This window comes from Bradyrhizobium oligotrophicum S58 (genome assembly GCF_000344805.1).
Classification (GTDB): Bacteria; Pseudomonadota; Alphaproteobacteria; order Rhizobiales; family Xanthobacteraceae; genus Bradyrhizobium; species Bradyrhizobium oligotrophicum.
Window position 1 is genome coordinate 7,252,983 of sequence record NC_020453.1, and the last position, 22,354, is coordinate 7,275,336.

The 22,354-nt window shown below is 66.5% G+C and carries 24 protein-coding genes; 8 read left to right on the forward strand and 16 right to left on the reverse strand.

Annotated features, from left to right (window positions below):
• The first annotated feature begins 8 nt into the window (after positions 1-8).
• Positions 9-398, forward strand: a complete 390-nt coding sequence (locus tag S58_RS31495) for a RidA family protein (RefSeq protein WP_015669486.1) — start codon at positions 9-11, stop codon at positions 396-398.
• A gap of 79 nt (positions 399-477) precedes the next feature.
• Positions 478-1,902, forward strand: coding sequence for a homospermidine synthase (locus S58_RS31500; protein ID WP_015669487.1), 1,425 nt, complete (start codon positions 478-480; stop codon positions 1,900-1,902).
• 322 nt (positions 1,903-2,224) lie between these two features.
• On the opposite strand, the gene S58_RS31505 is transcribed toward S58_RS31500, so the two are convergent.
• From S58_RS31505 to S58_RS31545, 9 genes are all read right to left on the reverse strand, one after another.
• A complete protein-coding gene (locus S58_RS31505) occupies positions 2,225-2,533 on the reverse strand; it encodes a hypothetical protein (protein WP_015669488.1) in 309 nt (102 codons plus the stop codon).
• 102 nt (positions 2,534-2,635) lie between these two features.
• Positions 2,636-3,655: a WD40 repeat domain-containing protein gene (locus tag S58_RS31510; protein ID WP_015669489.1), complete on the reverse strand. Its 1,020-nt coding sequence runs from the start codon at positions 3,653-3,655 to the stop codon at positions 2,636-2,638.
• Positions 3,655-4,698: a CobW family GTP-binding protein gene (locus S58_RS31515; protein WP_015669490.1), complete on the reverse strand. Its 1,044-nt coding sequence runs from the start codon at positions 4,696-4,698 to the stop codon at positions 3,655-3,657. The genes S58_RS31510 and S58_RS31515 overlap by 1 nt, the downstream gene beginning before the upstream one ends.
• 71 nt (positions 4,699-4,769) lie before the next feature.
• On the reverse strand, positions 4,770-5,645 hold the full coding sequence (locus tag S58_RS31520; RefSeq protein WP_015669491.1) for a metal ABC transporter substrate-binding protein: 876 nt from the start codon (positions 5,643-5,645) through the stop codon (positions 4,770-4,772).
• An 11-nt stretch (positions 5,646-5,656) separates the two neighbouring features.
• On the reverse strand, positions 5,657-6,529 hold the full coding sequence (locus S58_RS31525) for a metal ABC transporter permease (RefSeq protein ID WP_083938709.1): 873 nt from the start codon (positions 6,527-6,529) through the stop codon (positions 5,657-5,659).
• The gene (locus S58_RS31530) at positions 6,526-7,287 is read right to left on the reverse strand and encodes a metal ABC transporter ATP-binding protein (protein WP_015669493.1); all 762 of its coding nucleotides are present in this window, start codon (positions 7,285-7,287) and stop codon (positions 6,526-6,528) included. Before S58_RS31530 ends, S58_RS31525 begins: the two co-directional genes overlap by 4 nt.
• Positions 7,287-7,481, reverse strand: coding sequence for a hypothetical protein (locus tag S58_RS31535; protein ID WP_015669494.1), 195 nt, complete (start codon positions 7,479-7,481; stop codon positions 7,287-7,289). Before S58_RS31535 ends, S58_RS31530 begins: the two co-directional genes overlap by 1 nt.
• Before the next feature lie 293 nt (positions 7,482-7,774).
• A complete protein-coding gene (crcB, locus tag S58_RS31540; protein ID WP_042341041.1) occupies positions 7,775-8,161 on the reverse strand; it encodes a fluoride efflux transporter CrcB in 387 nt (128 codons plus the stop codon).
• A 173-nt stretch (positions 8,162-8,334) separates the two neighbouring features.
• Positions 8,335-8,934, reverse strand: a complete 600-nt coding sequence (locus tag S58_RS31545) for a superoxide dismutase (protein ID WP_015669496.1) — start codon at positions 8,932-8,934, stop codon at positions 8,335-8,337.
• Positions 8,935-9,039: 105 nt separating this feature from the next.
• On the opposite strand from S58_RS31545, the gene S58_RS31550 reads away from it, so the two are divergent.
• Positions 9,040-9,573, forward strand: a complete 534-nt coding sequence (locus S58_RS31550) for a GNAT family N-acetyltransferase (RefSeq protein WP_015669497.1) — start codon at positions 9,040-9,042, stop codon at positions 9,571-9,573.
• A 155-nt stretch (positions 9,574-9,728) separates the two neighbouring features.
• Positions 9,729-10,163 (forward strand): DUF2147 domain-containing protein, encoded by a 435-nt coding sequence (locus S58_RS31555; RefSeq protein WP_015669498.1) that lies wholly within the window; start codon positions 9,729-9,731, stop codon positions 10,161-10,163.
• A gap of 6 nt (positions 10,164-10,169) precedes the next feature.
• Here S58_RS31555 and S58_RS31560 read toward each other — a convergent pair whose 3' ends face one another.
• Complete coding sequence (locus S58_RS31560; RefSeq protein ID WP_015669499.1) at positions 10,170-11,318, reverse strand: DUF3095 domain-containing protein; 1,149 nt, start codon at positions 11,316-11,318, stop codon at positions 10,170-10,172.
• Between the two features lie 142 nt (positions 11,319-11,460).
• Here S58_RS31560 and S58_RS31565 point away from each other — a divergent pair, with 142 nt between their 5' ends.
• Together S58_RS31565 and S58_RS31570 are read left to right on the forward strand one after the other, a co-directional pair.
• A complete protein-coding gene (locus tag S58_RS31565) occupies positions 11,461-12,264 on the forward strand; it encodes an RMD1 family protein (RefSeq protein ID WP_015669500.1) in 804 nt (267 codons plus the stop codon).
• Between the two features lie 99 nt (positions 12,265-12,363).
• The gene (locus S58_RS31570; RefSeq protein ID WP_015669501.1) at positions 12,364-13,212 is read left to right on the forward strand and encodes a hypothetical protein; all 849 of its coding nucleotides are present in this window, start codon (positions 12,364-12,366) and stop codon (positions 13,210-13,212) included.
• A 28-nt stretch (positions 13,213-13,240) separates the two neighbouring features.
• Here the strand turns inward: S58_RS31570 and S58_RS31575 are convergent, their stop codons facing one another.
• On the reverse strand, positions 13,241-13,957 hold the full coding sequence (locus S58_RS31575) for an MgtC/SapB family protein (protein WP_015669502.1): 717 nt from the start codon (positions 13,955-13,957) through the stop codon (positions 13,241-13,243).
• Positions 13,958-14,103: 146 nt separating this feature from the next.
• Here S58_RS31575 and S58_RS31580 point away from each other — a divergent pair, with 146 nt between their 5' ends.
• Positions 14,104-14,505, forward strand: a complete 402-nt coding sequence (locus S58_RS31580) for a hypothetical protein (protein WP_042340346.1) — start codon at positions 14,104-14,106, stop codon at positions 14,503-14,505.
• A 1-nt stretch (position 14,506) separates the two neighbouring features.
• Here S58_RS31580 and S58_RS31585 read toward each other — a convergent pair whose 3' ends face one another.
• The 5 genes from S58_RS31585 to S58_RS31605 all read right to left on the reverse strand — a co-directional run bounded on the left by S58_RS31585 (position 14,507) and on the right by S58_RS31605 (position 21,180).
• A complete protein-coding gene (locus S58_RS31585) occupies positions 14,507-16,801 on the reverse strand; it encodes a heavy metal translocating P-type ATPase (protein WP_042340347.1) in 2,295 nt (764 codons plus the stop codon).
• Between the two features lie 108 nt (positions 16,802-16,909).
• The gene (locus S58_RS31590) at positions 16,910-17,641 is read right to left on the reverse strand and encodes an SDR family NAD(P)-dependent oxidoreductase (RefSeq protein ID WP_015669505.1); all 732 of its coding nucleotides are present in this window, start codon (positions 17,639-17,641) and stop codon (positions 16,910-16,912) included.
• A complete protein-coding gene (locus tag S58_RS31595) occupies positions 17,634-19,022 on the reverse strand; it encodes a class I adenylate-forming enzyme family protein (RefSeq protein ID WP_015669506.1) in 1,389 nt (462 codons plus the stop codon). Before S58_RS31595 ends, S58_RS31590 begins: the two co-directional genes overlap by 8 nt.
• The gene (locus tag S58_RS31600; protein WP_015669507.1) at positions 19,009-19,254 is read right to left on the reverse strand and encodes an acyl carrier protein; all 246 of its coding nucleotides are present in this window, start codon (positions 19,252-19,254) and stop codon (positions 19,009-19,011) included. Before S58_RS31600 ends, S58_RS31595 begins: the two co-directional genes overlap by 14 nt.
• 126 nt (positions 19,255-19,380) lie before the next feature.
• A complete protein-coding gene (locus S58_RS31605) occupies positions 19,381-21,180 on the reverse strand; it encodes a long-chain-acyl-CoA synthetase (protein ID WP_015669508.1) in 1,800 nt (599 codons plus the stop codon).
• Positions 21,181-21,360: 180 nt separating this feature from the next.
• On the opposite strand from S58_RS31605, the gene S58_RS31610 reads away from it, so the two are divergent.
• On the forward strand, positions 21,361-22,353 hold the full coding sequence (locus S58_RS31610; protein WP_015669509.1) for a Bug family tripartite tricarboxylate transporter substrate binding protein: 993 nt from the start codon (positions 21,361-21,363) through the stop codon (positions 22,351-22,353).
• Position 22,354: the final 1 nt, after the last annotated feature.

Consider the following 22,354-nt stretch of genomic DNA (forward strand, 5'->3'; position numbering starts at 1 on the left):
GGTCCCAAATGCCCCGCCGCCTGATCTCTACCGGATCACCATTCGAGAAGACCGCCGGCTACAGCCGTGCGGTGATCGATGGCGACTTCGCGTTCGTCGCCGGCACCACCGGCTACGACTACACCACCATGACGATGCCGACCGATGTCACGAGCCAGTCACGCAACTGCTTCAAGACCATCGCGGCGGCCCTGCAGGAGGGCGGCTTCGAGATGGCCGACATCGTCCGCGCGACCTATTACCTCACCGACGTCAACGACGCCGACGCGCATTTCGCGGTCTGTGGCGAGGTCCTCGGCGACATCAGGCCGGCCGCCACGCTGCTCGTCGTCGCGGGCCTCTACAAGCCCGAGATGAAGGTCGAGATCGAAGTCACCGCCAAGCGCCGCAGCACTTGAAGCGCCGCAGCGCCTGATTGCTGCCATTTCCGACACGTGCGCCCTCGGCGCAGCCACCGTCCGAGAAGAGAGACCCATCATGAGCTCGCAGATCCACGCCAAGATTTCCGGCCCCATCGTGATGATCGGCTTCGGCTCGATCGGCAAGGGCACCCTGCCCCTGATCGAACGCCATTTCGAGTACGACAAGAGCCGCTTCGTCATCATCGATCCGCACGATGATGGTGCGCTGGCCAAGAAGCATGGCGTGCGCTTCATCCAGCAGGGCGTGACCCGCGACAATTACCGCGAACTGCTGGTGCCGCTGCTCACCGAAGGCGGCGGCCAGGGCTTCTGCGTCAACCTCTCGGTCGACACCTCCTCGGTCGACCTCATGACGTTGTGCCGTGAGATCGGCGCGCTCTATATCGACACCGTCGTGGAGCCGTGGGCCGGCTTCTATTTCGACAAGCAGATGGGGGTCGAGCAGCGCTCCAACTACGCGCTGCGCGAGACCTTGCTGGCAGCGCGCCGCAAGAGCCCGGGCGGCACCACGGCGGTTTCCACCTGCGGCGCCAATCCCGGCATGGTCTCCTGGTTCGTCAAACAGGCGCTGCTCGACATCGCCAGGGACACCAAGACCGAGATCGTCGAGCCCAAGAGCCGTGAGGGCTGGGCGCAGCTGATGCAGAAGCTCGGCGTCAAGGGCGTCCACATCGCCGAGCGCGACACCCAGCGCTCCAAGAACCCGAAGCCGATGGACGTGTTCGTCAACACCTGGTCGGTCGAGGGTTTTGTGTCCGAGGGCATGCAGCCGGCCGAGCTCGGCTGGGGCACGCACGAAAAGTGGATGCCGGAGAACGGCCGCTGCCACACCGAGGGCTGCGGCGCTGCGATCTACCTGCTGCAGCCCGGCGCCAACACCCGCGTGCGCTCCTGGTGCCCGACCCCGGGCGCGCAATACGGCTTTCTGGTGACCCACAACGAGTCGATTTCGATCGCCGACTACTTCACCGTGCGCGACGGCGACAAGGTGGTGTATCGCCCGACCTGCCACTACGCCTATCACCCCGCCAACGACGCGGTGCTGTCGCTGCACGAGATCTTCGGCGCCACCGGCAAGATGCAGGAGAAGTGGCACATCCTCGACGAGAACGAGATCGTCGACGGCATCGACGAGCTCGGCGTGCTGCTCTACGGCCACGGCAAGAACGCCTATTGGTACGGCTCGCAGCTGTCGATCGAGGAGACCCGCCGCATCGCGCCCTACCAGAACGCCACCGGCATGCAGGTGTCCTCAGCCGTTCTCGCCGGCATGGTGTGGGCACTGGAGAATCCGACCGCCGGCATCGTCGAAGCCGACGAGTTGGATTTCCGCCGCTGCCTCGAGATCCAGACGCCGTATCTCGGCCCGGTGAAGGGCTACTACACGGATTGGACGCCGCTGAACGATCGCCCCGGCCTGTTCCCGGAGGACATCGACACCGACGATCCGTGGCAGTTCCGGAATATCCTGGTTCGGTAAGCGCCCGCTGTCGTCCCGGGCAAGCTGCGACGGCAACGCCGTCGCCGCGCCGACCCGGGACACATGCTCCGCAGCGGCCGTGGGGCGCGAGCTGGAGCGACCAGCCTGCCTCAAACCACTCCCTGTGGTTATGGGTCCCTGCGTTCGCAGGGACGACAGCGGAGTGTTTGCAAAAGCGTGCCCCGCAACCCGCTGCCCCGCGATCGGTGGGGCGGCCGAATCACCGGTGTCGTCCCTGCGAACGCAGGGACCCATACCGCGAATGCTATCGAGGGAGCCTGGCGGCCAGCGCCACGCTTTGTACCGCCAACGGCAGCGCCGGTTACTTCTTCTCCATCGGCGGCGCGACCTTTTCCGCAGGCGCCGGCGGCAGCGCAGGCTTGGCGCCCTCCTGCTGGGCAGCCGCATCCGGACGCGCCGGCTCCGGCGCCGGCGTGGTCGGGCGGGTGCCGCCGGGCTTTGACTCGGCTGGCGTCGCTGACGGCTCGGGCGTCGCCTGGGCGATCTGGTCGAGATGGCCCGCCTTGATCTCGGTCAGCGAGATGATCGCCACCAGCGCGCCCAGGCCGAGCAGGCCGCCTGCCAGCAGCAGGTCTCTGCGCAACGTCTGTTTGCTGTTGATCGAGGCCATGGCTGTCATCCGCATCTTGTGATGTCGGGAACAACGAATGGACGGCAGCGAGGTTCCCATTGGAGCCTGCGCCCCAATGCCCCATCACGCTGCGACGCCCCTTCAGAGCCGCAGCAGCCCCGCCTCGCCGCTCTCGTCGGAGAAAGCGAGCCAGGTTCCGGCTGCATTCCAGCCAATCGCCGTGATCGGCGGGGTCTCGTTCCGCCGCACCAGGATCTCGGCGCCATCCTGCATCCGCACCATCAAGACCGTGCCGTCCTCGTAGCCGCAGGCCAGGATGTCCTGCTTGGGATGGCAGGCCACGGCGGTAACCTTGGCCTTCATCGGCGCCAGCATCGCCGGCTCCTTGCCCATCGGGCCGTCCTTGCCGACGAACGGCCAGAGGATGACCATGTCGGCGCCTGACGTCGCCAGGAACCGGCCGCCGCTACCCCAGGACATCGACCTCACCCGCGACGGATAGCCGGTCATCCGCATGTGCCGGCTATCGGCGAGGCGCCAGCCGTGCAGCGCCGGCTCGTGCATCGCAGTGACCAGAAACTTGTTGTCCGGACTGAAGGTGACGGCGTGATGCGAGCCGGCCCAGCCGAGGAATTCGGGCTCGCCGGCCATGTTGGGAAACCACAGGGTCGCGCCGTTGTAATGCGCGATCGCGAGCCGCAGCCCCTTCGGCGCGAACGCGAGACCGCCCGCGGTCGAGGGCACCTCGAGCGACTTCTCCTCGCCCTTCGGCTGACGCACGAACGCGGTCTTGCCGACCGACCAGGCGATCGCACCATCGGGATGAAGCGCGACGTTGTCGATCCAGCGCCGCTTCGGATCGGTCACGACCACGCTCACGCTGCCGGCCTTGTCGAGCGCGGTGACCTTGCCGTCATCGCCGCCGATCAGGATGCGCGAGCCGTCCGATACAGCCGACAGGATGCCGCCGCCGGTCACATCGACCTTGCTGATCTCGCCCTCGGTGTCGACGACAGCAACGCTCTCCTCGGTGCCGACGAAGGCCGCGCGATCGCCGAGATAGTGCACGGCCGTGACGGCCATGCCGAGCGAGACCGGCTTCACCTTGTCGGTGACGGAGACGATGGATGCGGCCTCGCCGCCCTGGTCGAACGAGCTCATCAGGTCACGATGCAGCGTTCGAAACCTTCGCGGATGGCGTCTTCCGGCAGCTCGCGGCCGATGAAGACGACGCGGCTCTGCCGCGCCTCGTCCGGCTTCCACTTCCGCTGATGATCGCCTTCCAGCATCATGTGCACGCCCTGGAAGACGTAGCGGTCGTCATCGTCCTGGAACGACAGGATGCCCTTGGAGCGCAGGATCTTGCCGCCCTCGGTCTGCACCAGGTTCTGCAGCCACGGCATGAATTTCGACGGATCGAGCGGCTTGTCGGAACGCAGCGACAGCGATTGCATGTCCTCGTCGTGATAGTGCTTCAGACCGTGATCATGATGATGGTGATCATGGCCGTGGTCGTGGTCATGGTCGTGGTGATGATGATCGTGGTCGTCACCGGCGTTCAAAAATTCCGGCTCGATCTCCAGGATGCGGTCGAGATCGAACGCGCCGCGCTCGAGCACGTCCGAGATCGCGACCTGACAGCGCTCGGTGCGGTGCAGCCGGGCGTAAGGATTGATCGCGCGGATGCGGGCCTCGACCTCGGCGAGCTCCGGCTTGGTGACGAGATCGGTCTTGTTGAGCACGATGACGTCGGCAAAGGCGATCTGGTTCTTGGCCTCGGGCGCATCCTTCAGCCGGTCGGACAGCCACTTGGCATCGGCCACCGTCACCACCGCATCGAGCCGCGCGTTCTTCTGCACGTCCTCGTCGACGAAGAAGGTCTGCGCCACCGGCGCCGGATCAGCGAGGCCCGTGGTCTCGACGATGATGGCGTCGAACTTGCCCTTGCGCCGCATCAGGCCGGAGATGATGCGCACGAGGTCGCCGCGCACGGTGCAGCAGATGCAGCCATTGTTCATCTCGAACACTTCCTCATCGGCGCCGACGATGAGGTCGTTGTCGATGCCGATCTCGCCGAATTCGTTGACGATGACGGCGTATTTCTTGCCGTGGTCTTCGGAGAGGATGCGGTTCAGAAGCGTGGTCTTGCCGGCCCCGAGATAGCCGGTCAGGACCGTCACTGGTGTCTTGCTCGCGTCGGACATGCTCACTCCGAAAAACTTCGCTCACGTCGAAAAATGGCTCATGGCGCGCTGCCGCAAGGGCTTCCGAAGCCCTAACGGACCAGCGCGCTCGTCAGCGCCCTTATATTGTGCCTGACCATGGCAATGTAAGTGGGGACAGGGCCCTTTTCCTCGCTCAAGGCGTCGGAATACAGCGTCCCGCCGATCTTCGCACCGGTCTCGGCCGCGATCCGGCCGACCAGCCGGTCGTCGTTGAAATTTTCCAAGAACACCGCCGGAATCCTGGCTTTTCTGACCTGCGCGATGATCTCGGCGACGTCGCGGGCCGAAGGCTCGGTCTCGGTGGAGACCCCCAGCGGCGCGATGAACTGGATGCCGTAGGCATCGGCGAAATAGCCGAAGGCGTCGTGGGTCGAGATCACCTTGCGCCGCTCGGCCGGTATCTTCTCGATCTCCGCACGCACCTCTCGGTCCAGCACGTCGAGCTCTGCGAGATAGCGCTCCGCATTGGCCTTGAAGACGTCGGCATCGGCCGGATCGGCCGCGACCAGCGCATCGCGGATATTCCGCACATAGACCTTGGCATTGCCGACCGACTGCCAAGCATGCGGATCGGCATCCGTCCCGCGCTTGCGCGGGCTGATGCCCTGCGTTGCGACGATGATCGGCGCCTTGCTTCCCGAGGCCTGCTGCAGGCGCGGCAGCCAGCCTTCGAGGCCGAGGCCGTTGACGATCAGCAGCCGCGCGGCACCGACATCCTTCGCGTCGTGCGGGGTCGGCGTGTAGACGTGCACATCGCTGTCGGGCCCGACCAGCGAGGTGACGCCGACCTTGTCGCCACCGACCTGGCGGACGAAGTCGGCGAGGATCGAGAAGCTGGTCACGACGTTCAGCCGCGTCTCCGCCGCTACGGGCACAACCAGAACAAGACCGAGGAGCAGGCTCAGGACAGGCAGCAGGCGTTTCATAAACATCGACTTCAAGCTTCGAGATGGCGTCCCGGAAACAGTTGCGGAAGCACGCCGCCCACACGTCCGCACAGCACCGAGCCGAGATAGAGTAGCGACGCGACCAGGATGATGGCCGGACCGGAGGGAATGCGGGTCTGGAACGACAGCACCAATCCGATGTAGCCGGAGAGGATCGCCGAGGCGACGGCGATGCAGATCATCGGCGTGACGTCGCGCGACCAGAATCGCGCGATGCCCGCGGGCAGAATCATCAGGCCGACCGCCAAGAGTGTGCCGAGCGCCTGGAAACCGTTGACGAGATTGACCACGATCAGGGCCAGGAAGATCAGGTGCGCCGGCGCGCCGGCCCGGCTCACGGTGCGCAGAAACAGCGGATCGACGCTCTCGACCACCAGCGGGCGGTAGATCACGGCGAGCACGACCAGCGTGAGCGTGGCGTTGAAGGCCACCATCAGCAGCGTCGGATCATCCATCGCCAGGATGTTGCCGAACAGCACATGCAGCAGATCGATATTGGTGCCCTTGACCGAGACGATGGTGACGCCGATCGCAAGCGAAGCCAGGTAGAAAGTCGCCAGCGACGCGTCCTCCTTCAGCCCGGTCGAGCGCGACACCAGGCCGGACAGCAGCGCCACGGCGAAGCCTGCGATCAGGCCGCCGGTCGTCATCGCGAACAGGTTGAGCCCTGACAGCAGGAAGCCGATCGCGGCGCCCGGCAGGATCGCATGGGCCATCGCATCACCGACCAGGCTCATGCGCCGGAGCATCAGGAAGACACCGATCGGGCCGGAGCCGAGCGACAGCGCGATCACGGCGGCGAGCGCGCGGCGCATGAACTCGAAATCCGAGAACGGAGCGAACAGCACCTCGCGCAGCATCATGCCGCCTGTGAGGCTTGCGCCGGGGCGCAGGGCGCGGCGGCATCGTCGAAGGCCTCGCACATCCGGCGCGCCGCCAGGAGATTGTCCGCCGTCAGCACCTCCGCCGTCGGCCCCCAGGCCACGGCCTCGCGCGCCAGCAGCAAGGTCTGCGGGAAATGCGCACGCACCATGTCCATGTCGTGCAACGCCGCCAGCACGGTGCGCCGCTCGCCATGCCAGTGCTCGACCAGTTGCAGCAGGTCGGCGGAGGTCTTGGAATCCATGGCGTTGAACGGCTCGTCGAGCACGATCACACGGGCATCCTGCAGCAGCACGCGCGCGAACAGCATGCGCTGCATCTGGCCGCCTGACAGCGTGCCGATGCCGCGGCCCTCGAAGCCGGTGAGGCCGACCGCCGCAATGGCGTGCGCGATCTTCTCGCGCGCAGCAGCGCCGATGCCGCCGAAGATGCCGACGCTGCGCCACAGCCCGGTGCTGACGAAGTCGAACACCGAGATCGGGAAGGTGCGGTCGATGTCGGCGATCTGCGGCAGGTACGCAATCTCGCGCGGCTTCAGGCCGGCGGCGGCGATGGTGCCGGCGAGCGGCTTCAGCAGGCCGACGATGCCGCGAAACAGCGTCGACTTGCCGGCACCGTTGGGGCCGACCACCGCGAGCAGCGCGCCTGGCGCGATCTCGCCGGAGAGATGATGCACGGCCGGATGGCGGTCATAGCCCAGCGTGACGTCGCGGAATTGCAGCTGAGCCATCGCCGTCATCACCGCATCGCCAGAAAGACGATCAGCCAGAGCACGGCGCTCGCCCCCAGCGCGGCGCCGAGCCGGGTGGTCACCGGCATGCGCAGGATCGACCACGGCGCGGGCTGCGCCGGATGCGGCGCGGCAGGGCCGTGGCTATGGGCATGGCCGTGCCCGTGCGTATGGCCGTGGCTATGGAGGGCAGACTGGGTCATTTCCTGATAATGTTACATTATAACATCACCCCTGTCCACCGCGGGTGAATGCCGACTTCACCGCCCAACTGGGAGAGCGGCCCGGTGCCCGGCAGGACATTCTCCTCGGCCCCTGGATCGCTTCGCTACGCTCGCGATGACGGAGTTTGTGGCAACGCTCGGTACCCGCCCCACCCGTCATTGCGGCACACCGCCCGAACCTTGCTCCGTCATCGCGAGCGCAGCGAAGCGATCCAGGGGCTAAGTAAAAAGTGGATTCCGTTCGCCTTCGCCCGGAAGCGACCGACGATGCCTCAGCTGAAATACCGCATCAGCGCCAAGCCGCCGAACAGTCCGGCGATCGAGATGCCCACCGATCCCAGCACATACAGCGCCGCCAGCCCCAGCGCACCACGCTCATACAGCAGCGCGGTATCCAGCGAGAACGCCGAGAACGTCGTATAGCCGCCGAGGATGCCGGTCATCAGGAACAGCCGCCAATGCTGGGTGGCGCCGCCCTTGAAGGCGAGGTAGCCGGCGATCAGGCCCATCACGGTCGAGCCGGTGATGTTGATGATGAAGGTGCCCCAGGGAAAATCGGTGCCGAGCGCCCTGGCGCTGGCCATGTTGATTGCATGCCGCAGCGAGGCGCCGCAGCCGCCGCCGAAGAACACCAGAGCATATCCAAACAGCTGATTCACGGGACCCCACCAGCAGAGCGCATCGAGCGAGCGGATGCCCTGCATCTCGCCACAAGAGATGCAAAACTTTTGCCGCAAGGATGTCACGCTGGCAAGCATCGCCTGATTGAAAGCGTTTGCCACGAAAAAGGGCGGCGAGCCGAAGCTGCCGCCCTTGTCGCTCGCTAGAACGATCAGATCGCCTTGCCGTAGAGCTCGTCGACATAGTCCCAGTTGATGAGGCTGTCGACGAACGCCTTGAGATAGTCGGGACGGCGGTTGCGATAGTCGATGTAGTAGGAGTGCTCCCAGACGTCGCAGCCGAGGATCGGGGTTGCGCCGTGCACCAGCGGGTTTTCGCCGTTCGGGGTCTTGGAGATTTCGAGCTTGCCGTTCTTGACCGAGAGCCAGCACCAGCCCGAGCCGAACTGGCCGACGCCGGCGGCGGCGAAGTCGGCCTTGAACTTCTCGAAGCCGCCGAGATCCTCGTCGATCTTCTTCTCGAGACGGCCGGGCAGCTTGGAGCCGCCGCCATTCGGCTTCATCCACGACCAGAAGTGGATGTGGTTGAAGTGCTGGCCGGCATTGTTGAACACGGCGGGGTTCTTGCCGAACGAGCCCTTGACGATCTCCTCGAGGGACTTGCCTTCGAATTCGGTCCCCTTGATCGCGTTGTTGCCGTTGGTCACATAGGCCTGATGATGCTTGTCGTGATGGTACTCGAGCGTCTCCTTGGACATGTAGGGTCCGAGGGCTTCATAGGCGTAAGGCAGGGGGGGAAGCGTAAATGTCATGGGGGCGGTTCCGCAACTTGTGGGAAGACGGGATTTAACGGGACCTCCTTATAGAAGGTTCCGAACTCCTAAACACTGTGATTTTGGAAAAAGCGAGCCGTTTTGATGAGCATCGAAATCGAGATCCTGAATGGCGACGCCTCCTGGCCGCTGGTCAAGCCGCTGTATGATGCGATCTGGCCGCCCGAAGTGGTCGCTGGATTACCCTGGGCCGGTATTACGTTTGCGCATGCCGACCTGCGCGTCCTGGTGCAGGACGAGAGCGGCGAGGTGCTCTGCCATGCCGGCATCTATCGCCGGCTGGTGAAATGGAACGGACAGAACGTCAATATCGCCGGCATCGGCGGCGTTTTGACGCGCGCCGACCGGCGCAACCGCGGACTGGCCACCGTCGGGCTGAATGCCGCGATCCAGACCTTGCGGCATGAGGATTCCATCAATTACGCGGTGCTGTTCTGCGCGCCCGATCGCATCCCCTTCTACACGGCGAGAGGATTCTTGCCGTTCGACGGCGATGTCTATGCCGAGCAGCCGGAGAGGGGACGCGTCCGCTTCGACACGCTGTCCGCGCTCGTGCACGACGTCAAGCGCACCGCGCCGACGCGTGGCACCATCGACCTGTGCGGACTGCCGTGGTGACGCCGGTGCGGGCGGCGAGACAAACGCGCAAGAGAATGAGACAGAACGCCCTGGCTGCACCTGATCGTGATGTCGCGGCGTGGGACAACGGTCGCCCGGTGATTGCATCGGCCAAGTTTGCTGTTATGGAAACTCGTCTTCAACCGGGGGTTAAGATGATTTGCAAACTGCGTTTGGCCGCTCTTGCGTTCGTTGCGCTCGCTATCGCGCAGCCGGCATTGGCGGCCGACGATCCGACCGGCACCTGGCTGACCCAGGCCGGCGACGCCAGGATCAAGGTCGCCAAATGCGGCGCCAATCTGTGCGGCACCGTGGTGTGGCTGAAGGAGCCGATGGATACTGACACCGGCAAGCCGGCCGTCGACAACAAGAACCCCAATCGCGCGCTCGCCAACCGCCCGATCATCGGCTTGCAGCTGTTCGAAGGCGTCCAGCCCGATGGGGCCAACAAATGGTCCGGCAAGATCTACAATGCCGATGATGGCCAGAGCTATATCAGCCACATCTCGGTGTCGGGCCCGGATACGCTGAAGGTCGAAGGCTGTGTCGGCACGCTGTGCGGCGGCGAGACCTGGACCCGCGCGCGCTGATCAACGTCAGGCGACCGTGCTCTTGAGCGCGGTTGCCGCCGAGGCGTAGCCGCCCTGCGCGCCATCGATGAAATGAACGTGATCGGGGCGGATGGCTGACGGCGTGAAGCAGGTCATCATCGCCGCATCCTGCCGATGCAGCCCGTAGCGGACGAGGCCGTGTGACGCCGCGGCGCCGAGGCGCCGCTCCAGCTCCAGCGCCAGCTCTTCGGTACAATCCAGGATCATGCGCAGCGCATCGTCGTATTTTCGGAAGTCGGAGTTCTCGACCAGCTGCTGCTTGTAGAGATCCGGAATGAACCCGCCCATGCTGATGCCGAACCGCATCACCGCGTAGACGAACAGCGTGCGACCGAGCACGCGAGCCCAGCGTGCCACGCGGGGACCGCGCGCGGCGCGGACCTCGTAGGCGAACCCTTGCGGCGGCCATCGCAGTGCCGGCCCGCCAGAGGGCACCGGCCGCCCGGCATCGGGGCTGCGCTCCGTCAGCTTGATGATGTCCTCGATGACATTTCGATAGGCCGAAGTATCTGCGCCCGCAGCCGGCAGCACCAGTACGGAGAGAATGAGACCGCGCGCCGACGGGATCTCCTCGAACCGGCAGGACAGTCCGGACAGATCAGGCTGCGCGCCGGACGGCGCCGGGGAAATGGCGAACTCGCCGCGCTTCATCGCCGCCTCGGCCCAGCCCAGGCCGCCGCCTGAAAACATCGCGTAGGACAAATTGGGCGACGGACCGTAGCGCGCGACGCGCACGTCGAGCCCCTGCGCACGGATCGCGCTGACCGGCACGAGCGCGATCCGCATCGAGAGGCCGAGATCCTCGCTCACCCACGTGGCGGTGGCCGCAAGGGCCTCGCGCGCGGCCGCCGCGTCATCGGGCCCGACGGCAAAGCTCGCGCCGTCGCCGCCGAACACGAACGGGAATTCACGCCCCTCCAGCGCATTGGTGACGGCGGCGATGATGGCCGCCCCGGCCATGTTGACCGCCTTGTAGCGCCTGTCGGCGATCGCCTTCGTGGACTCGACGATGTCGGCGACGCCGACCATCCAATCGTCCGGAACCGGCTTGTAGAGCTGTGGCTCCATCAGGCGCGCAAAGCCGCGAAACACCGGGATCGCGGCATAGTAGTCCACGGCGCTGGTGTTCGACATCGCGAGGTCATCCGTCCGGAATGCGCCTTCAATGGCGAGCTACGATCGTCCCTGTCAAGCGGGTTCAGACGGAATTTCCCCCCCTGCGGCCGCAATCGCCCGTGTTATCGAACCGTTCGCATGGCGGTGCTAGGCTCATGGCATGAGCACCGAAGCCCCACTTGTCCCGCAACTCGTCGCCCACGCGATGCAGATCGCGGACCGCATCAATACCGCCGGTTTCGAAGGCCAGGTGCTGTCGGCGACACCGCTTGCGGTCCGCATCGGCGAGACCGGGATCGCGGTGGTCTTCCGCTATGGCGTCGTCGTCTTCATCGGCCTGTCGGTCGCCGAGGAGATCAACTTCCTCGACCGGCTGAGCGCGCGGCTGTTCGGCCCGATCGCGCCCCACGAAGAAGAGACGGCCAAGGTCCAGGTGGCGCGCGAATCCGAGGAGCCGATCCCGGTCGGCGGTCCGATCCTGGTGAAAGAGCTGTCGCTGGAGCGATTGCTGATCGTCGCCGATGCGCTCGCCAAGAGCGTCGTGCTCGGCCGCAGCGAGCGCGAGATCGCCAATGTGTTCGACACGATCGAGCCGTTCGCGCGCGAGCTCGCGTCGTTGGGACGGACATCCAAGAGCCGCGTCGCGATGCTCAAGCTTCTCGGCGAGGCGCTGCTGGTGCAGCACCGCGTCTCCGGCCGCGTGGCGGTCGGCGAGAAGCCCGACGTGTTGTGGGACCGGCCCGATCTCGAACGTCTCTATGCAAGGCTCGAAGACGAGTATGAGTTGAGGGAGCGTGAGGAAACGCTCAACCGCAAGCTCGCCGTGATCGCCGAGACGGCGACGACTCTCGCCGACATCATCGACACCAAGCGCTCGCTGCGCCTCGAGATCATCGTCGTCATCCTGATCGCGTGCGAGATCGTGCTCGGCTTCTATGAGATCTTTGCCCGCGGCGGACATTGATCCGGCCGGCTGCCACGGACATGTCATAGATCCCTGGTTGTATTTCCTGATCGGCTCCCTATCATCCGAGGGAGCCCGTCCACGATCGGGAAGAGCCCCATGAGACGTCCTGCTGCATGCGCCACCGTCCGCACCTGGCAGGTGGCCGGTGCCGCAATCTCGTTCACATTGGTCGCGGCGCTTCCGGCCGCGCCGGCGCGGGCCGCCGCCGATCCCGTCACGGCCTGCACTGCCCTCGACATCTGCTATTGCGTCCATCAGGAGTTCAAGGAGACAATCGGCGCGAACGTCGCGCGGGTGCGCAAGCTGATCGCCGATCAGCGCGCCCAGGGCAAGGCGATCGGCTATCTCAGCGTGCCGCTGTCGGCGGCCGGCGGCGGTGCGTTCGTCGTGAACACGGCGATCGCTGCCCGGATCGCGGAGCGCGTGACCGAGCGCTTCGGTCCTCGGTCCGTGTTCGTGCTGAATCCCGGCGCCGAGGGTGGCGACGGCATGCAGGGCGCCAGCGGCGCCGACTACATGTACATGTGGACGCAGATTCTCGAAGGCGAGAACGGCCTCGGCGAGGCCTTCGACTTCGTCTACTTCTCCGGACCCAGCGACTTCGCGAAGTATTTCGAGCTCACCGGGACCCACGATTTCGAGCGGCTCGAAGCCTGGTTCGACGACAAGATCGCACCGGATCCGAAGTACAAGGAGGCGATCGCCAATGGCAGCCTGACGCGCGCCGGCTTCCGCAACTACTACGGCCTGCGGGCCTCAGTCGCATTCAGCTATGGTTCACACGACGAGTGGAACATTGCGCGCATGATCAACGATCGGCGCCGGGGTGCGACGGATTATGGCATCGCCAACCAGCTTGCGGTGGTCTTCGATGGCCAGCCGGTGTCCCCTGGGGGTTATGAGACGCCGACCGCCGCGGGCGATGTCGGCCGTTGCGTCAAATAGACAGGGACGCGACGTCCCGCCTCGCACCTCACTCCAGCGCGCTGACGTTCCAGGTCGCGTGACGGACGCCGGGCAGCTTCGCGAGCTCCGCCGTGACCCGGTCGAGCTCTGCCGTGTCGGCCGCAAGCGGCACCAGCGTAGCGGTGATCTCCGCGAGGTCGTCGGAGCGGTAGGCCACCTCGGTCTCGCGCACGGGATATTTGGCGGCATCGAGCCGCTCATCCAGGGCCTCGCGCAATTCGGCGGCATGCAGGACATCGGTGGTCACGACGATCTCGTAGTTGGCCTCGGAGGTCGCGGCATTGAGCGGAATGCGGTCGATCGCATTGACCAGCGGCCGCAGCAGCGTGTTGCCGGCCAGCACGAACACGGTCAGCGCGACCGATTGCGCGATCAGGTCGGCACCGGCACAGGCGCCCACCGCGGCCGAAGCCCACAACGTCGCCGCCGTGTTGAGACCGCGGACGTTCATGCCCTCCTTCATGATCGTGCCGGCGCCGAGAAAGCCGATGCCCGAGACCACATAGGCGATGATCCGCACCGCACCGTCGGCGCCGGTGAGCCGGTTGCCGATATCGACGAAGGCGGCCGCGCCGACCGCGACCAGGACGTTGGTGCGCAGGCCGGCGCTGCGCTGCCGGTATTGCCGCTCGGCACCGATCAGCGTGCCGAGCACGAAGGCAGTGAACAGGCTGACCAGCGTATCGAGGAAATCGTAGAGCTGAAAGGTGTGCAGGAATCGCATGGGTAACCGCTTGTCTATGGATCACGCGGATGGCCGTCGGGCGACGGCCACGCGGAGGGCGGCCGGACCGCCGCGAGAACGCCGCTTTCTTAGGACGTCCTTGATCGAAATCAAATCCTATTCCCTCCAGCATATTTTAGGTTGATATGATCAACAGGCAGATGACGCCGACGATGACGCCATTGTCCGACACGCGAAAGGATCACAGCCCCGCCGTCAGGCTGGGGCATGACGCGGTGAGCGCGGTGAAGCTGTCGCAGGAGCTCACCGCCGACATCGATGCCTGGGCCGAGACGCACCAGATCACGCGCTCCGATGCCATCAGCCAGTTGCTCACGATCGGCCTGCATGCATCGCGCCCGGCGGCATCCCTCCAGCCCCAGCTGAAGGATCCGATCACGATCGAGCAGAATGCGATCCGCCAGATCGACCAGATGCTCGATCCGGCGCTGCCGGCGGACGAGCGGGAGCGGCGGATTCGCCGGCTGATCGATGGGCCGGCGGAATTTGCCGGCGAGCGGATCGATCTGCCGAAACCTTACGGCTGAGTTACGCGGCCGAGCGTGCCGCCACGGCCTCGTAGATGTCGTCCTCCTGCGCGGTGTGCATGCGCACCAGCGTCTCGATCGCCTCGATCACGCGCTGGGCATCGCGGATCAGATAGCGGTCGACATGCTCGGACGGCAGATCCTCGGTGAGGCGGCCGAGCAACCGCGCCAGATGCAGGATCTCGCGATGCGCCCGGCTCATCGCCGACAGGCCATGGCTGTCCTGCAGTAGCCGCGCGAGTCTGGGATACACCGAGCCTTCGTCGTCACGCTCATGGGCGACGACCTGGTCCTGGACGACGGCGTTGGCCTGTCCGATCAGGATGATGGCCTGTTCGGGCTCCGCCTCGTCGAGCGCATCGACGATCGCGCGCAGGCGATCGAGCCCGCGCAACAACGCCTGATGATCATGCCGCAGCCCGCTTCCGTCTTCCGCGGTGATCCGGCCGGCCTTGCCGCGGCCGGCGGGCAGCAGCGCCCGTAGCGCGTTGAGGATGACGGCGACGTCGATGGCCTCCTGGACCAAAGCGGCAGGCACCGGCTGCAGCACTCCAAAGGCCGCCGCGCCCATCGCGATGAACGACAGCGCCATGCCGGCAATGATGCTCTCGAGCGCAATGCGCCGGGCGCGCTGCGCGATCACGATCGCCTCGCCGACGCGGTCGAGCCGGTCGGCGAGAATGACGACATCGGCCGCTTCCGACGAGGCGCTGGCGCCGCGGGCGCCGAGCGCGATGCCGACATCGGCCGAAGCCAGCGCCGGGGCATCGTTGATGCCGTCGCCGACCATGATGGTCGGATGCAGCCGCTGCTCGCTCTTGACCGCGTCGACCTTGTCGGAGGGAACGCGGTCGGCGAGCACCGCGTCGAGGTCCAGCGCGGCGCCGATCGCCTGGGCGGCGGCGGCGCGGTCCCCGGTCACCATCACCATGCGCGCGATGCCGGCCTCGCGCAGCCAGCGGATGGCGCGCGGCGTGTCGGCGCGCAATTCGTCGGCCAGCAGCAGCGCGCCGATCAGCCGCCCCTCCATGGCGATGAACACGATCAGCGCCGAGCGCCAGGATGCACGGCGGATGGCGCGCGCCGCCCAAGGCGGCGGAGTGCGATTGCCGAGCACGAGGTCGCGCGAGCCGGCGCTGATCCGGCGGCCGTCGATGACCCCTTCGAGACCGGAGCCCATGGTCTCCCGCACCGCCTCCGGCACCTTCAGCTTCAGCCCACGGTCGCGGCCGGCCTGGACGATGGCATGCGCGACGACGTGGTGCGAGGCCTGCTCCAGCGAGGCGCAGAGCAAGAGGACGGCGTCGGCGTCCTCGCCCGGCGCGGCCTCCACCGACAGCAGGCGCGCGCCACCGACCGTGAGCGTGCCGGTCTTGTCGAACAGCACGGTATGGGCACGGGCCAGCGCTTCCAGCTTGCCGCCGCCCTTCACCAGGATGCCGCTGCGCGCCGCCTGCGCGACGCCTGCAATGAAGGCCACGGGCGCGGCCAGGATCAGCGGACATGGCGTCGCGGCGACCATCACGGCAAGGCTCCGGATCACGTCACCGGACGCAAAATAGGCAGCCGCCGCGATGGCGAGGCTCACCGGCAGAAAGATCAGCGCATAGCGGTCGGCAAGCCGCACGAATGGCGCCTTCGCGGTCTGCGCCCCCGTCACCAGCTTGACGATGCCCGCATAGGTGCTCTCGCCCGCCGTGGCCGTGACCGACAGCTCGAACGTCTCGCCGGCATTGAGCGAGCCCGACAGGATCGCCATGCCGCGCGTCTTCGTAACCGGGATCGGCTCGCCCGTCAGTGCGGATTCATCGACCACGGCCATGGTCGTCTGCACCACGCCGTCGACCGGGACGATCTCGCCGGCGCGAACCATCAGCCGATCACCGACGTTAACATCGGCAACCGGAACATCCTCGATCTGATCGTCACGCCAACGATGCGCCTGGCGCGGCGCCCGATCCACCAGCGCACGCAGATCATGCTCGGCGCGGGCGACGGCGATGTCCTCGAGCACGTTGCCGCCGGAATACATCAACGCCACCACCGCACCAGCCAGGGGCTCGCCGAGGATGATCGCCGCGCTCATCGACACCAGCGCGATCGCATCGACGCCGATGCGCCCGGCCAGGACATCGCGGACGATCGAAACCACGAGGCCGGCGATGACGGGAACGGTGGAGGCCGTGAAGGCGACAGCAGCAAAATCGGGACGGCCGATCGCATGCGCGAGGCCGCCCGCGGCGAGGCCCGCGATGGCGATTGCGACGAGGGTCCACCGCAGAATGCGTTCGAACATCAAGAGGGTTCCGGATTGCGCCGGCACTATCGCTGCTGCGGCGCTTTCGGCGCTTGAGCGAAATCAACCGCTGGCGCCGCACGGACCTGCGAGCCGGACGCAATGGCCTCAGGCGGTGCTGCCGGCATCCACCGTCAGTACGGTGCCGGTGACGTTGCGACCGCCATCTCCGAGCAAGTATTCGACCATCGCCGCGACGTCGCCGGTGTCAGGGAGCCGCCGCAAGGCGCTGCGGCCGGCGATGCGCCGCTGCTGCTCCTCGTCCATGCTCTGCGTCAGTTCGGTGGCGATGAAGCCCGGCGCGATCGCGTTCACGGTGATGCCGACCTTGCCGACCTCGCGCGCGAGCGACCGCGTGAAGCCGTTGGCGGCCGCCTTGGTCGCTCCGTAGACCGAGAGGCCGTTATAGCCGGTGCTGGCGATGATCGAGGAGATGTTGACGATGCGGCCCTCGCCTGCGGCCATCATGTGGCGCACGACGTATTTGGTCAGGATCATCGGCGCCAGCACGTTGAGCCGCACCAGATCCTCGATCTCGGAATTGTGCATGGTCGCGAGCAGGCCTTCGGTGCCGATGCCCGCATTGTTGACGAGGCCATAGATCGGGCCGTGCTCGTCGCGCACCGACTTCACGAAAGCTGGAATCGCGTCGGTGACACTGAGGTCGCAGGCGCGGAAATGAATGCCGGCGCTGCTGGCGCTGAACTCGGCGATCGCCGCGCGCAGCTCCTCGCTCTCGCGACGAGCAACGGCGATGACGTCGAAGCCGGCGCCTGCGAGCCGGCGCGCGATGGCGAGCCCGATGCCGCGGCTGCCGCCGGTGACGAGCACGTTACGCATCGGCGCGCGCCAGCTTGCCGGCCGGGGTGACGTCGAGCGCCGGCACGAAGCGGATCATTGCGGGCACCTTGTGAGCCGCGAGACGTGCGCGACATTCGGCGAGGATGTCGCGGCGCACGGCGTCGGCCCGCGCCGGATCAGCCTCTGGAGTCAGCACGACTTCAGCAACGACGATGCCGCCGGTGATCGGGCTGCGGCGCGACTTGGCGCGCGACATCCGCACTTCCGGATGGCCATTGATCACGGCCTCGATCTCTTCGGGATGGACCTTGAGCCCGCCGACATTGATGATGCCGTTGCGGCGTCCGACGAAGTAGTAGCGCCCGCCGCGCAGCTCGACCATGTCGCCGGTGTCGACATAGCCGTCGCTGTCGGTCAGCGCGGCGGCCGCGCGCCCGACATAGGCATGAGCCGCACGCGAGGAACGGATGCGCAACGAGCCGTCGACGACCTTCATGTCGACGGCGCCGCGGCCTTCGCCGAGCAGCGTCGCGGGAAAACCCTCCAACCCGTCATTGACGGCGAAGCCGACGCCGGCCTCGGTCGAGGCATAGGCATGGCCGATCGAGGCCTGCGGAAATGCCTGCTTCAATCCGTCGAGCACGGCCTGATCGGCGATCTCGCCGGAGAGTCTTACATAGCGCGGCGCAAATTCAGCGACCGATCCGCTCATCAATAGCTTGCGCCAATGCGACGGCGTTCCGGACATGTGCGTGACGCCGCGCGCGTTGAGGCGCGCGACGTGGTCGGCCAGCGCCTCGCCGGGATCCGACAGCACCATCGAGCCGCCGCCGACGACGGCGCGCAGGAAGATCTGCAGCCCGCCATAGCGGCGGATGTCGTAGAAGGTCGCCCACACCGGGATCGCGTCGCCAGGGACCGGGCGATCGCCGATGATTGCGCCGCACAGGCCTTCCAGCGTATGGCCGACGATCTTCGGCGCGCCCGATGTGCCCGAGGTCAGCATCAGCCATTCGGTGGCGCGCACGGACTTTGTGGCCTCGGCAGATGGCTGCGGCAGGCCGACCGGGACGATGAGGTCCACCGCGCAATCGGAAAAGCGCGCCGGCTCGTCGGTGACGACGGCATCGATCTCTGCATCGGCGACGATGCCGGCGAGATGCTCGGCCTTGAGGTCCGGAGGGCACAGCAGCATGCGCCGGGCGACGCCATCGATCTCGATCAGCGCGAGCCCGGCCAACAATTGGCCCGATGTCGCGATCAGAACCGAGCGGCCATCGAGTTCGTCACCGCGGTCACCCAGGCAGCACCCGCGCGACAACTTGGCGAGCGATATGACGCGACGCGGGTCGGAGATCGTCCGCTCGGTCAGCGCCGTGCCGAGATGGTCGCGCAGCGCGAAGACCTCACGCGGGGACATTCTCATAGGCCCTGATGAAGTCGCCGATCGTATTCGGGAACGTCACGTCCTCGGACAGCGTGAACGGATCGACGCCGAGATCGTCTTCGAGGCGGGCGACCAGGATGGCGAAAGCGAGCGAGTCGAAGCCGGTCTCGTGCAGCGTCAATTCGTCCGTCAGCGGCGGCAGCTTGACCTTCTGCTCGTCCGCAATCTGCTTGATCGCTGCAATGATTCTCAACCGTACCGGCATGGCCCAATCCGTCACTGTTCAAACGATGCGGCCGACCATAGCGCCGGAAGGTGAAGGAATACGGACAGCCACGGGATGTTTCGGGACCGTTGGTAAATGCCCGTCATGGCCTATGATTAAAATCATCTACAAACGGACCTCGCCGGCCACGATCCGCGCGTAAAGCTCGCGATCGAGCGCGCGGTAGGCGCCGGTCGCGGCATCGCGCGTGTAGAGCGGCTCGCCGACGACCGAGGGATCGAAGCCGTCGCGCATCAGCTGCTGCTTCTTCTGCTTGAAGGTCTCGGTGGCATCGAGCGAAGCGGTGATACGCAGCGCGACCGGCTGCGCATAGGCCGGCAGCCGGCGGTAAAGCTCGGCCGAGAGTGTCGCGAGATCAAAATCAGCATCGACCACGAGCGCAGCCATGCCGGCGCGCCCGTCGGCGCCGGGTACGGTGACGCCGTACGTCGTCGCTTCCGTCACGCCGGGGCATTGCAGGATCGCTTCATTGACTTCGCTGGTCGCGACGTTCTCACCCTTCCAGCGGAAGGTGTCGCCGACGCGATCGACGAAGTAGAAGAAGCCCTGCTCGTCCTGCCGCATCAGGTCGCCGGTGCGGAACCAGGCATCGCCTTTGGCGAAGACGTCGCGCAGGATCTTCTTCTTGCTCTCGCTGGTGTCGGTATAACCCTCGAAGCGGCCGCCGCCCTTGTCGGCCGTGCCGATGCGGCCGACGGCCTCGCCGACCTCGCCGCGCGCGCACGGCACGCACAGGCCATCAATCCCGCGCAGGGGCGTGCGCTGCTCGGCATCAAGCTGGATGATCGCGGCCGGAAAGCGATGCGCGAGCAGCGACGGTACGCGGCCGATCGATCCCACCCGGCCCTCGACATTGTAGAGCGAGAAATTGCCTTCGGTCGCGGCATAGAACTCCAGCACATCGGGGATGGCGAAGCGCGCCCGGAACGCCTCCCAGACGTCGCCGCGCAGGCCGTTGCCGCAGGCGAGCCGCAGCCGATGCGTGCGATCGAGGTCCGACGGCGCGGCCGCCAGCAGATAACGGCAGAGCTCGCCGATATATTGCACCAAGGTGCAGTCGTGACGGACGATGTCGCGCCAGAAATTGCTGGCCGAGAACTTCTCGGCGAGCACCGCGGCGCCACCGGCCCGGAGCATGCTGCAGGGCGCGACGATGCCGCCGACCGAATGATAGACCGGCAGACAGTCATAGAGGCGATCGTCGGGACCGGCGCCGGTGAGCCCTGCGAACCAGCCGCCCCAGTTCAGGATGCGGCGATGGCTGATGCTGGCGGCCTTGGGCAGGCCCGTCGTGCCGGAGGTGTAGATCAGCAGCGCGCGGTCGTCGATCGTGACGACGGGACGCTCGGCCGGCGCGAGCGTGTTCGCAGTCATTGCAGCGAGTGCTGCGTCGAGCTCACCATGGCTCCACACGCGCGCCGCGCCGGCGACCAGCGGCGCGGCGCTCGCATAGGCGTCGCGGAACTCGCTGGCGACGATGACATGGGCAGGCCCGGCAACATTGATGCAGTGGGCGAGCGAGGACCCGACCAGATTGGTGTTGATGAGCGCAACTACGCCGCCGACGCGGCTGATCCCGAGCCATGCGGCCAGATACTCCGGCCGGCTCGGCATCATCAGGGCGACCGTGCTGCCCGGCCCGATGCCGTTTGCGAGCGCCCAGCGGGCATATTGGTTGATGTGGGCGGCCAGTTGCCGGTAGCTGAGCGTCTCGCGATCGGAGATCAGCGCCGGCCGTTCGGGCTGCTTGGCGGCCCAATCCTCGACGATGTCGGCAAACAGCCGCGCCGGCTCCGCCTCGATCCGGGAGGTCAGCTCGATCGCCTTCAGCCAGATCTTCGCCGCCGACGGCTTCGGACCGGGCGTGATGAGGTCCGCAGATCGGTCCGCGCGCTCGGAGTTCATGGATGGCTGCCACCGTCTCAGTTCGGCGTTCTTATAGGTCGCGCGGCCTGACCGGGCGTTAATCCGCACGGTTAACCCGCCGAAAGTCGATCGCGTTTGATCCGAGTGCGTTCCTTTACGAAGTGGACGCAAATACCGGTTACGCTCCTCCTCCCAGAACATGCCCATGTAAAGGCCGGCATGCCCAAGGACAGGACGATCACCCGACGTGCACTGCTGCACTGCGCCGCTTGGAGCGGCGTTGCGGCGATATCCCCGGCCGCGGCGTTCGCAGCGGCCGATGCGCCCTACCCGTCCCGGCCGGTGACCTGGGTTATTCCGTTCGCCCCCGGCGGCGCCACCGGCCGGCTGTCGCTGCTGATCTGCGAGCGGCTGTCGCTGCGGCTCGGCCAACCCTTCGTGCTCGAGCACCGTCCCGGCGCCGGCGGCGCCACCGCCACCAGGAGCGTCGCCAGCGCTGCGCCGGATGGCTACACCCTGCTGGCCACCTCGACCGCCAACGTCATCAACGCGGCGCTCGATCCGAGCTCGACGGAGGACGGAGCCGATCTGGTCCCGGTCGCGGGCATGGCGCGGATGCCGCTGCTGCTCCTGGTCAACAAGGAGCTGCCGGTCAAGACGCTGCCCGAATTCCTCGCCTACGCCCGGGCCAACCCTGGCAAGCTCAGCGTCGGCTCGGCTGGTGCGGGCACCGTGCAGCTGCTGTCCGCCGAGCTGTTCCGAACGCTGGGCGGCATCACCTGGTCCGTCGTCCACTACCGCGGCTCGGGCCCGGCGCTGACCGACCTCGCCTCGGGTCACATCCACGCCATGTTCGACAACGCAGCCTCCGCCGCCGACCTGCTTCGCAGCGGCAAGATCCGGGCGCTCGCCGTCTCGACGCGCGAGCGCGCGCAAACCTTGCCCGACCTGCCGCCGGTCGCCGACGTGCTGCCGGCGTTCGAGACCTCCGGCTTCTACGGCGTCGGCGCGCCGCGCCGTACGCCGCAGGCCATCGTCGAGCTGCTCAATCGCGAGATCAATACGGCCCTGGCCGATCCCGAGATCGCGAGGCACTTCGCCGAGGTCGGCGCCACGCCGATCACCGGAGACACCGGCGTCTACGCGGCGACCTACCACGCCGAGGTCATGCGCTGGCGCAAGCTGGTGCCGCAGGCGAGCGCGAAGAGATAGC

What these genes read in the sequence shown, in the direction of transcription:
- S58_RS31580 (WP_042340346.1), top strand. Translation starts at nt 14,104, where the DNA reads ATGATCAACAGGCAGATGACGCCGACGATGACGCCATTGTCCGACACG.
- S58_RS31600 (WP_015669507.1), bottom strand. Translation starts at nt 19,254, where the DNA reads ATGCCGGTACGGTTGAGAATCATTGCAGCGATCAAGCAGATTGCGGAC.
- S58_RS31545 (WP_015669496.1), bottom strand. Translation starts at nt 8,934, where the DNA reads ATGACATTTACGCTTCCCCCCCTGCCTTACGCCTATGAAGCCCTCGGA.
- S58_RS31570 (WP_015669501.1), top strand. Translation starts at nt 12,364, where the DNA reads ATGAGACGTCCTGCTGCATGCGCCACCGTCCGCACCTGGCAGGTGGCC.
- S58_RS31495 (WP_015669486.1), top strand. Translation starts at nt 9, where the DNA reads ATGCCCCGCCGCCTGATCTCTACCGGATCACCATTCGAGAAGACCGCC.
- S58_RS31520 (WP_015669491.1), bottom strand. Translation starts at nt 5,645, where the DNA reads ATGAAACGCCTGCTGCCTGTCCTGAGCCTGCTCCTCGGTCTTGTTCTG.
- S58_RS31575 (WP_015669502.1), bottom strand. Translation starts at nt 13,957, where the DNA reads ATGCGATTCCTGCACACCTTTCAGCTCTACGATTTCCTCGATACGCTG.
- S58_RS31585 (WP_042340347.1), bottom strand. Translation starts at nt 16,801, where the DNA reads ATGTTCGAACGCATTCTGCGGTGGACCCTCGTCGCAATCGCCATCGCG.
- S58_RS31515 (WP_015669490.1), bottom strand. Translation starts at nt 4,698, where the DNA reads ATGTCCGACGCGAGCAAGACACCAGTGACGGTCCTGACCGGCTATCTC.
- S58_RS31535 (WP_015669494.1), bottom strand. Translation starts at nt 7,481, where the DNA reads ATGACCCAGTCTGCCCTCCATAGCCACGGCCATACGCACGGGCACGGC.
- S58_RS31555 (WP_015669498.1), top strand. Translation starts at nt 9,729, where the DNA reads ATGATTTGCAAACTGCGTTTGGCCGCTCTTGCGTTCGTTGCGCTCGCT.
- S58_RS31550 (WP_015669497.1), top strand. Translation starts at nt 9,040, where the DNA reads ATGAGCATCGAAATCGAGATCCTGAATGGCGACGCCTCCTGGCCGCTG.
- S58_RS31530 (WP_015669493.1), bottom strand. Translation starts at nt 7,287, where the DNA reads ATGACGGCGATGGCTCAGCTGCAATTCCGCGACGTCACGCTGGGCTAT.
- S58_RS31505 (WP_015669488.1), bottom strand. Translation starts at nt 2,533, where the DNA reads ATGGCCTCGATCAACAGCAAACAGACGTTGCGCAGAGACCTGCTGCTG.
- S58_RS31610 (WP_015669509.1), top strand. Translation starts at nt 21,361, where the DNA reads ATGCCCAAGGACAGGACGATCACCCGACGTGCACTGCTGCACTGCGCC.
- S58_RS31500 (WP_015669487.1), top strand. Translation starts at nt 478, where the DNA reads ATGAGCTCGCAGATCCACGCCAAGATTTCCGGCCCCATCGTGATGATC.
- S58_RS31590 (WP_015669505.1), bottom strand. Translation starts at nt 17,641, where the DNA reads ATGCGTAACGTGCTCGTCACCGGCGGCAGCCGCGGCATCGGGCTCGCC.
- S58_RS31510 (WP_015669489.1), bottom strand. Translation starts at nt 3,655, where the DNA reads ATGAGCTCGTTCGACCAGGGCGGCGAGGCCGCATCCATCGTCTCCGTC.
- S58_RS31595 (WP_015669506.1), bottom strand. Translation starts at nt 19,022, where the DNA reads ATGTCCCCGCGTGAGGTCTTCGCGCTGCGCGACCATCTCGGCACGGCG.
- S58_RS31565 (WP_015669500.1), top strand. Translation starts at nt 11,461, where the DNA reads ATGAGCACCGAAGCCCCACTTGTCCCGCAACTCGTCGCCCACGCGATG.
- S58_RS31560 (WP_015669499.1), bottom strand. Translation starts at nt 11,318, where the DNA reads ATGTCGAACACCAGCGCCGTGGACTACTATGCCGCGATCCCGGTGTTT.
- S58_RS31605 (WP_015669508.1), bottom strand. Translation starts at nt 21,180, where the DNA reads ATGAACTCCGAGCGCGCGGACCGATCTGCGGACCTCATCACGCCCGGT.
- S58_RS31525 (WP_083938709.1), bottom strand. Translation starts at nt 6,529, where the DNA reads ATGATGCTGCGCGAGGTGCTGTTCGCTCCGTTCTCGGATTTCGAGTTC.